This is a genomic window from Ideonella sp. B508-1 (assembly GCF_000333615.1).
Lineage (GTDB): Bacteria > Pseudomonadota > Gammaproteobacteria > Burkholderiales > Burkholderiaceae_C > Ideonella.
Genome location: NZ_BADL01000183.1, coordinates 1 through 6,966 on the forward strand (window position 1 = coordinate 1; position 6,966 = coordinate 6,966).

Genomic DNA, 6,966 nt, shown 5'->3' on the forward strand with positions numbered 1-6,966 from the left:
GGGCGCTGTGGCCGTGTCGGGCCGGCCGGCCAGCGCACGGCGCAGATCCTCGGCGGCCTCGGTGCCGGCGCGCAGGCCGTCCTCGTGGAAGCCGTAGCCGCACCAGGCGCCGCAGAACCAGACGTGGCGCCGCCCCTGCAGCCCGGGCACGCGGCGCTGGGCCTCGATGGCGGCCAGGTCGAACACCGGGTGGCTGTATTCGATGCGCTGGTGCACCTGGCGCTCGTCGATCGGCCGGGCCGGGTTGAGCGAGACGATGACCGGGCGTTCCCAGGGCAGGGGCTGCAGGCGGTTGATCAGGTAGTGCAGGCAGACCTGGGTCTGTTCCTGCTGCGTGCTGGCGGCGCGCTCGTAGTTCCAGGCCGCCCAGGCCGCGGGGCGGGTGGGCAGCACGCCGGTGTCGGTGTGCAGCACGGCTTCGTTGGGCTGGTAGCGGATGGCGCCCAGCACCGCGCGCTCGTCGGCGCTGGCGTCCTCGCCCAGCAGGGCCAGGGCCTGGTCGCTGTGGCAGGCCAGCACCACCGCGTCGAAGTGCTCGCTGCCGTGCGCGGTTTGCAGCACCACACCCTGGTCCAGGCGCTTGAGGCCCAGCACCGGCGTGTTCAGACGGGCGTCGGGCAGCTGGGCCACCAGCCGGCGCACGTACTGGCGCGAGCCGCCGCGCACCGTGTACCACTGCGGCCGGTCGGTGACCTGGATCAGACCGTGGTTGTGGCAGAAGCGGATCAGCGTGGCCACCGGGAAGCGCAGCATCTGGTCGGTGGGGCAGGACCAGATGCAGCCGATCATCGGCAGCAGGTAGTCCTCGCGGAAGGCCGGGCCGAAGCCGTGCGCGTCCAGGAAGTCACCGATCGAGGTGGCCAGCTCGGTCTCGGCCTGGCGCCGGGCCAGGTCGGTGGCCAGTCGGTTGAAGCGCAGGATCTCGGCCAGCATGTGCCAGAAGCGCGGACGCAGCAGGTTGCTGCGCTGGGCGAAGACGCTCGTCAGCGAGCTGCCACTCCACTCCAGGCCAGGCCGGCCATCGGGCCGCGGCACCTGCACCGAGAAGGACATGTCCGAGGCCGCCACCTCCACCCCCAGCTCGGCGAAGAGCCGGGTCAGCCGCGGGTAGGTGCGCTGGTTGTAGACCAGGAAGCCGGTGTCCACGCCCTGGTGGACACCGTCGAGCGCCAGGTCCACCGTGTGGGCGTGGCCACCGAAGTGGCGGCCGGCCTCGAACAGGGTGACCTGCAGCGGCGGCTGGCCGGCCTGCGGACGGCTCAGTCGCCAGGCGGCGCCCAGGCCGGCAATGCCGGAACCGATGACAGCGACACGGTGCATGTGAAAGACTCCCTGGTTGAACTCATCAGATCAATGCGTGAACTGATGAGTTCAAAATATAACCGTTTGGTATCCACTTTGCACTATCGGGTATTGAGGATGGCCCGTCGGGTCTAGAATCCGCCCCATGGGAGCCCGTCCGTCGATCCGAGAGCAGATGCAGCGTGTGCGCGAGGAGGCCATCGTGGCCGCTGTGAACCGCCTGCTGGCCACCAAGGGCTACGACGCGATGACGGTGGACGAGGTGGCCGCCGAGGCCGGCCTGGCCAAGGCCAGCCTCTACAAGCTCTTTCCCTCCAAGGAAGACCTGGCCGGCGCGGCCATGGTGGGCGTGCTGGACCGGGCCCTGGCCTTCGTCGATGGCCTGCGGGCCCAGGCCGGCGAGGCGGCGCAGGCCGGTCAGCCGCTGCGGGCGCTGGACCAGCTCAAGGCCGTGACCCGCTGGGCCATGCAGACCCAGCTGGAAGGCGAGATGCCCACGCTGCCGGCGCAGAACTCCAGCCTGAGCGCCTCGCTGCAGTCCAACGACGAGTACATGGACCGTCTGATCGCGCTGAGCAACCGGCTGAGCATCTGGATCACCGAGGCCCAGACCGGCGGCCAGCTCAACCCGGCCTTGCCGGGCGAGCTGGTGCTCTATACCCTGTTCGCACGGGCCTGCGATCCGGTGGTGGCCATGCTCAAAGAATCGGGCCAGTACACCCACGCGCAGATCCTCGACTGGGTCACGTCGACGACCTTCGACGGCATGGCCCTGCGCTGACCCCACGCCCCCAAGGACCCCCATGAGCCCCGCCCAGCGCCTGCCCGCCCGCAAGACCATCCTCGGCGTGGACACACCCATCCTGCGGGCCCTGCCGCACCGCGAGCGCCGCATGGTGGGCGCCTGGTGCTTTCTGGACCATCTGGGCCCCACCCAGTTCGCGCCGGGCGACGGCATGCATGTGGGCGCCCACCCCCACATCGGCCTGCAGACCTTCACCTGGATGATCGAGGGTGAGGTGCTGCACCGTGATTCGCTGGGCAACGAGCAGGTCATCCGTCCCGGCCAGGTCAACCTGATGACGGCCGGCCACGGCATCTCCCACACCGAGGACTCCGCCGCCGAGGGCGCGCGCATGCACGCGGCCCAGCTGTGGATCGCCCTGCCCGACGCCGAGCGCGAGCGCGCACCCGCCTTCCAGAACCACCCGGTGCTGCCGGTGCGCCCGCTGGGCGACTGGCAGGTGACGGTGCTGGCCGGCAGCGCGCTGGGCGCCACCTCGCCGGCCCAGGTCTTCACGCCGCTGGTGGGGCTGGAACTGCTGGCCCCGGCCGCGGGCGAAGTGCGCTTGCCGCTGGACCCGGGTTTCGAGCACGCGGCCATGGTGCTGGAGGGCGAGGCCTGGGTGAACGGCGAGCGCCTGGACGCCGACGAACTGCTCTACCTGCCCCCCGGCGCCGACGGCGTGGACCTGCGCAGCCGCGGGCCGCTGCGCCTGCTGTGGCTGGGAGGCCAGCCCTGGGCCGACACGCCCATCCTGCTGTGGTGGAACTTCGTCGGCCGCGACCAGGCCGGGCTGGAGGCCGCGCTGGCCGACTGGAACGGCGACAGCGGCCGCTTCGGCACGGTGCGCCCGGGCAGCCCGGCCCCGCGCCTGCTGGCGCCCGCGCTGGCGGGCGTGCACCTCAAGACCTGAAGGGCCGATGTGGGGGCGTTCAGGCCCCCAGCAGGGCCTGGCCGCAGACCCGCAGCGCCTGGCCGTTGACCCCTGCTGCGCCCGGCTGGACCAGGAAGGCGATGGCCTCGGCCACGTCCTGCGGCTGGCCGCCCTGCGACAGCGCGTTCATGCGCCGGCCGGCTTCGCGGATCCCCCACGGGATGCGCGCCGTCATCTCCGTCTCGATGAAGCCCGGCGCCACCGCATTGACCGTCATGCCCGGTGCGGGGGTCTGGCGGGCCCGGGCCGCCACATAGCCCAGCAACGCCGCCTTGCTGGCCGCGTAATTGGTCTGGCCGCCGTTGCCGGCGATGCCGCTGATGGAGGACAGGCAAACCTCCCGCGCGCCCGGCCGCCACAGGCCGGCGGCGTCCAGTGCCGCGTCCAGGCCCAGCACCGCGCGCAGGTTGACGGCCAGCACCGCGTCCCACTCGGACTCGCTCATGCGGGCCAGCGTGCGGTCGCGGGTGATGCCGGCGTTGTGCACCACCACGTCCGCCCCGCCCGCGGCCTGCAGTGCCGCCACCAGGCGGGCGCCGGCATCGGCCGTGGTGATGTCCAGCGCCAGGGCCTGGCCGCCCAGACGCCGGGCCAGCGCCTCCAGGGGCGCGCTGGCCGCCGGCACGTCCACGCACAGCAGGCGCGCACCTTCGGCGGCCAGACGCTCGGCGGTGGCGGCGCCCAGGCCGCGGGCCGCGCCGGTCACCACCGCGGTGCGGCCCCCCAGACCCAGGCCGGCGGGGAAGGGTGCCGCCGCCAGCCGCAGCGTGCGGCCCGAGACATAGGCGCTGCGCGGGCCGCAGAAGAAGGCCAGTGGCGCCGCCAGGCCGGCCTCGGCCCCGGGCTCCAGCCACAGCAGGTTGGCGGTGGCGCCGCGCCGGCCCACCTCCTTGGCCAGGCTGCGCATGAAACCTTCACACGCCTGGGCCGCGGCTGCGGCCTCGGGTTCGGTCAGCGTGTCGGGCGCGCGGGCCAGCAGCAGCAGGCGGCTGCCCGGCCGCAGCCGGGCCAGGCCGGGGGCGAAAAAGCGGCGCAGCCCGTCCAGTGCGGCCACCGTGGCCAGGCCGGTGGCGTCGAAGACCGCCAGGTCCGGCGGGCTGCCGGCCGGGGCGGTGTCCAGCAGGTCCACGCCCAGGGACCGCAGCGCGGCCTCGGCCGCCTGAACGGTGGGCGTCATACCGGTGCCGCCCAGCGTGCCCTTCCGTCCTGCCAGGGCCTCGGCGTGCAGCGCGCCGGTCTCGCGGGGCAGGGCCTTCGGGCTGGGCAGGCCCAGGGCACGGATCAGCGGGCCGCTCCAGCGGCCGGCCGCCAGGCGGATCAGCGGGTCGGCGACGGGCGGCCGGGGCAGGGCGGGGCGTGACATGGGCTGAGATTGTGCGGGCTCAGTCGCCGGGCAGCAGCCCCTCGTGGGCGATGACGCGGGCCAGCGCCTCCTCGAAGGCCAGCCGGCAGCGGGTGCTCACCTCGGCCAGGTGGGCGTGCAGAGCGGCATCGTCGGGGCTGCTGTGGGTGCATTCGCGGCTGTAGGCCTCGAAGTGCATCAGCTGGCGCAGCAGGCCGGCGATGTGGCGCGGGCACTCGCAGGCCATGGTGGTGGACAGGCCGGCCAGCGTCACCAGCGCGGCATCGTCCCAGCGCTGCGGCGGCGCGGGGGGCAGGTCGGCCAGACCGGGCAGGGGCGGTGGCGCCGTGGGCCCCAGCGTGCTCAGCCAGCGCCAGAGGGCGGCGTCCTCGGTGGGCTCGTGCAGCAGGGCAGCACCGGCGGCCAGCAGCGGCGCCCGCCCGGCCGCGCTGGCGAAGCTGTAGACCACGCCCAGACGCACCTGGGCGCTCAGCGCCGGGGCCTCGGCCTGCCAGCGCGCCCAGGCCTCGGGCTGCAGGCTCGGGCAGTGCCACAGCACAAGCGTGGGCGCCTCGTCCTGCGCCCGCTGGGTGGCGCAGGCGGCCTCGGCTTCGGCCGGGTCCGCCCAGGGTCCCAGCAGCCGCGGCTCATGGGGCCCGGGCAGCCCGCTGGCACGGGCCAGGCGCTGGAACAGGGCGGCGCCCACCACCCCCACCCGCCAGGGCGACGGGGATTGAGGCGCGGCTGCGGCCGGTCCACCGGCCACCGCCTGGGCGTGGGTGGCCTGCACCGCCAGCAGGGCGCCCATGTCCAGCCCGGCCAGTTGCCCGATGGCATGACCCAGGTCCGTCAGCTGCTTGATCAGGGCCAGGCGCTGCACATCGGCGGCGCTGTACAGCCGCTGCCCGCTGGGGCTGAGCGCGGCCTGGGTCAGGCGGTAGCGCCGCTCCCAGACGCGCAGTGTGGTCACCGGCATGCGCACCATGCGGGCCACCGCGCCGCTGCGGTACTGGGGCCGCAGCGCGGCCTCGGGCTCGGATGAATTCATATTGACTCGCAAAGTCGCCCAGTGATGGGTCAGTATGCGTCAAAGCCGATGCATGGCCGGGGCGGGCTGTCTAAGCTGCAGCCCATGCGATGCCCCGAACTGACGCCCATGAACCCCCAGGCCGCCGTGGTCGGCACCGGTCTGGCCGGTGCGAGCTGTGCCCGCTGGCTGGCCGATGCCGGCTGGCAGCTGCAGGTCTTCGACAAGGCCCGGGGACCAGGCGGTCGCTTGGCGACCCGTCGCCTGGCCTGGACGGCGCCGGACGGCCAGGCGCGGACCACCCGCCTGGACCACGGGGCCCCCGATTTCGGGGCGGTGGACCCGGCCTTCCAGGGCGCGCTGACCCGGGCCGAGGCCCAGGGCTGGTGCCTCACCTGGAACCCTGATCACCCCGGCGGCGCGGCGGGCGCCCGGGCCGGGACGGCGCGCCGTTGGCTGGGCCGGAGCGGCATGCCCGACTGGTGCCGCGGCCTGCTGGAGGGCCTGCCGGCCCGCTGGTCCTGCGCCATCGACGCCCTGGGCCGCGATGGCCGGGGTTGGTGGCTGGAGGCGGCCGGGCAGCGGGTGGCCGAGGGCTTGGACGCGCTGGTGCTGGCGCTGCCGCCGGCCCAGGCCGCGCCGCTGCTGGCGCCCTGGCGACCCGACTGGGCCCGGGTGGCGGCCGCGGTGCCCATGCAGCCCTGCTGGACCGTGATGGGCGTGAGCACCGAGCTGGCCCAGGAGGCCCCCGCCGGCGCCCCGGTGCGCCCGGACACCGGCCCGCTGGCCCGCGTGCTGCGCCAGGATGCCCGCCCGGGCCGCGAGCGCCGGCCGGGGGAAGCCCATTGGGTGCTGCAGGCCACATCGGCCTGGAGCCGGCAGCATCTGGAAGATTCGCCCGAGGCGGTGCTCCGCGCGCTGCAGACCGCCCTGGCCGAGTGGCTGGGGCAGCCGGTGTTCTGGCGCAGCGCCGTGGCCCACCGCTGGCGCTATGCCGTGCCCGCGCAGGCGCCGGCCGGTCCGTCCCACTGGTGGGACGCCGGCCTCGGCCTGGGCGTTTGCGGCGACTTCCTGGGCGGTGCCGCCTTGCCGCCCGGGGTGGAGCCGGTGGAGCGGGCCTGGACCTCGGCCCGTGACCTGGCCCTGGCCGTGCAGACCAGCGCCGTGGAGGTACTGGCGTGACGGCCGCCAAGGCGCCGGCCGCGGTCAAAGGCCTGAAGGCGGCCTTGCCGGTCAAGCCCTGCCAGCACTGCGGCCGGCCCATGGGCTGGCGCAAGCGCTGGGCCCGTTGCTGGGCGGAGGTGCGCTATTGCTCCGAGGCCTGCCGCCGCCAGGCCGGGTGCCGGGGAGCTCGCCATGGCTGAGCTGCGCCACCTGGTGCTGGTGCTGGGCGACCAGCTCGACCTCCAGTCGTCCGCCTTCGACGGCTTCGACCCGGCCCGCGATGCGGTGTGGATGGCCGAGGTGATGGAGGAAAGCACCCATGTCTGGTCCTCCCAGCCGCGCACCGCGCTGTTCCTGGCCGCCAAGGGCCACTTCGCCCAGGCCCTGCGGGGGCGCGGCTGGACGGGCACTAC

General features: G+C 74.4%; 8 protein-coding genes. 5 read left to right on the plus strand and 3 right to left on the minus strand.

Features of this window, described 5'->3' with window-relative positions; all coding sequences use genetic code 11:
- The coding region (locus tag I73_RS08370; protein ID WP_022980196.1) for an NAD(P)/FAD-dependent oxidoreductase at positions 1–1,320 on the minus strand (1,320 nt) is incomplete at its 3' end.
- A gap of 127 nt (positions 1,321–1,447) precedes the next feature.
- Here I73_RS08370 and I73_RS08375 point away from each other — a divergent pair.
- Positions 1,448–2,083 (plus strand): TetR/AcrR family transcriptional regulator, encoded by a 636-nt coding sequence (locus I73_RS08375; protein ID WP_026096467.1) that lies wholly within the window; start codon positions 1,448–1,450, stop codon positions 2,081–2,083.
- Positions 2,084–2,105: 22 nt separating this feature from the next.
- Positions 2,106–2,999: a pirin family protein gene (locus I73_RS08380; RefSeq protein WP_022980198.1), complete on the plus strand. Its 894-nt coding sequence runs from the start codon at positions 2,106–2,108 to the stop codon at positions 2,997–2,999.
- A gap of 19 nt (positions 3,000–3,018) precedes the next feature.
- Here I73_RS08380 and I73_RS08385 read toward each other — a convergent pair whose 3' ends face one another.
- Both I73_RS08385 and I73_RS08390 read right to left on the minus strand, forming a co-directional pair.
- Positions 3,019–4,383: a 3-oxoacyl-ACP reductase gene (locus I73_RS08385; protein WP_022980199.1), complete on the minus strand. Its 1,365-nt coding sequence runs from the start codon at positions 4,381–4,383 to the stop codon at positions 3,019–3,021.
- Positions 4,384–4,402: 19 nt separating this feature from the next.
- Positions 4,403–5,410: a MerR family transcriptional regulator gene (locus I73_RS08390; RefSeq protein ID WP_022980200.1), complete on the minus strand. Its 1,008-nt coding sequence runs from the start codon at positions 5,408–5,410 to the stop codon at positions 4,403–4,405.
- Positions 5,411–5,494: 84 nt separating this feature from the next.
- On the opposite strand from I73_RS08390, the gene I73_RS26845 reads away from it, so the two are divergent.
- The 3 genes from I73_RS26845 to I73_RS08405 form a co-directional block, all read left to right on the plus strand.
- Positions 5,495–6,571 carry an NAD(P)/FAD-dependent oxidoreductase gene (locus I73_RS26845; RefSeq protein ID WP_159105863.1) on the plus strand — a complete coding sequence of 359 codons (1,077 nt, stop codon included), beginning with the start codon at positions 5,495–5,497 and terminating at the stop codon, positions 6,569–6,571.
- Positions 6,568–6,753: a DUF2256 domain-containing protein gene (locus I73_RS32480; protein WP_022980202.1), complete on the plus strand. Its 186-nt coding sequence runs from the start codon at positions 6,568–6,570 to the stop codon at positions 6,751–6,753. The genes I73_RS26845 and I73_RS32480 overlap by 4 nt, the downstream gene beginning before the upstream one ends.
- The coding region (locus I73_RS08405) for a cryptochrome/photolyase family protein (protein ID WP_026096469.1) at positions 6,746–6,966 on the plus strand (221 nt) is incomplete at its 3' end. The genes I73_RS32480 and I73_RS08405, both read left to right, overlap by 8 nt.

Coding starts and splice junctions, on each gene's coding strand:
- I73_RS08375 (WP_026096467.1), top strand. CDS start 1,448: ATGGGAGCCCGTCCGTCGATCCGAGAGCAGATGCAGCGTGTGCGCGAG.
- I73_RS08380 (WP_022980198.1), top strand. CDS start 2,106: ATGAGCCCCGCCCAGCGCCTGCCCGCCCGCAAGACCATCCTCGGCGTG.
- I73_RS08385 (WP_022980199.1), bottom strand. CDS start 4,383: ATGTCACGCCCCGCCCTGCCCCGGCCGCCCGTCGCCGACCCGCTGATC.
- I73_RS08390 (WP_022980200.1), bottom strand. CDS start 5,410: ATGAATTCATCCGAGCCCGAGGCCGCGCTGCGGCCCCAGTACCGCAGC.
- I73_RS26845 (WP_159105863.1), top strand. CDS start 5,495: ATGCGATGCCCCGAACTGACGCCCATGAACCCCCAGGCCGCCGTGGTC.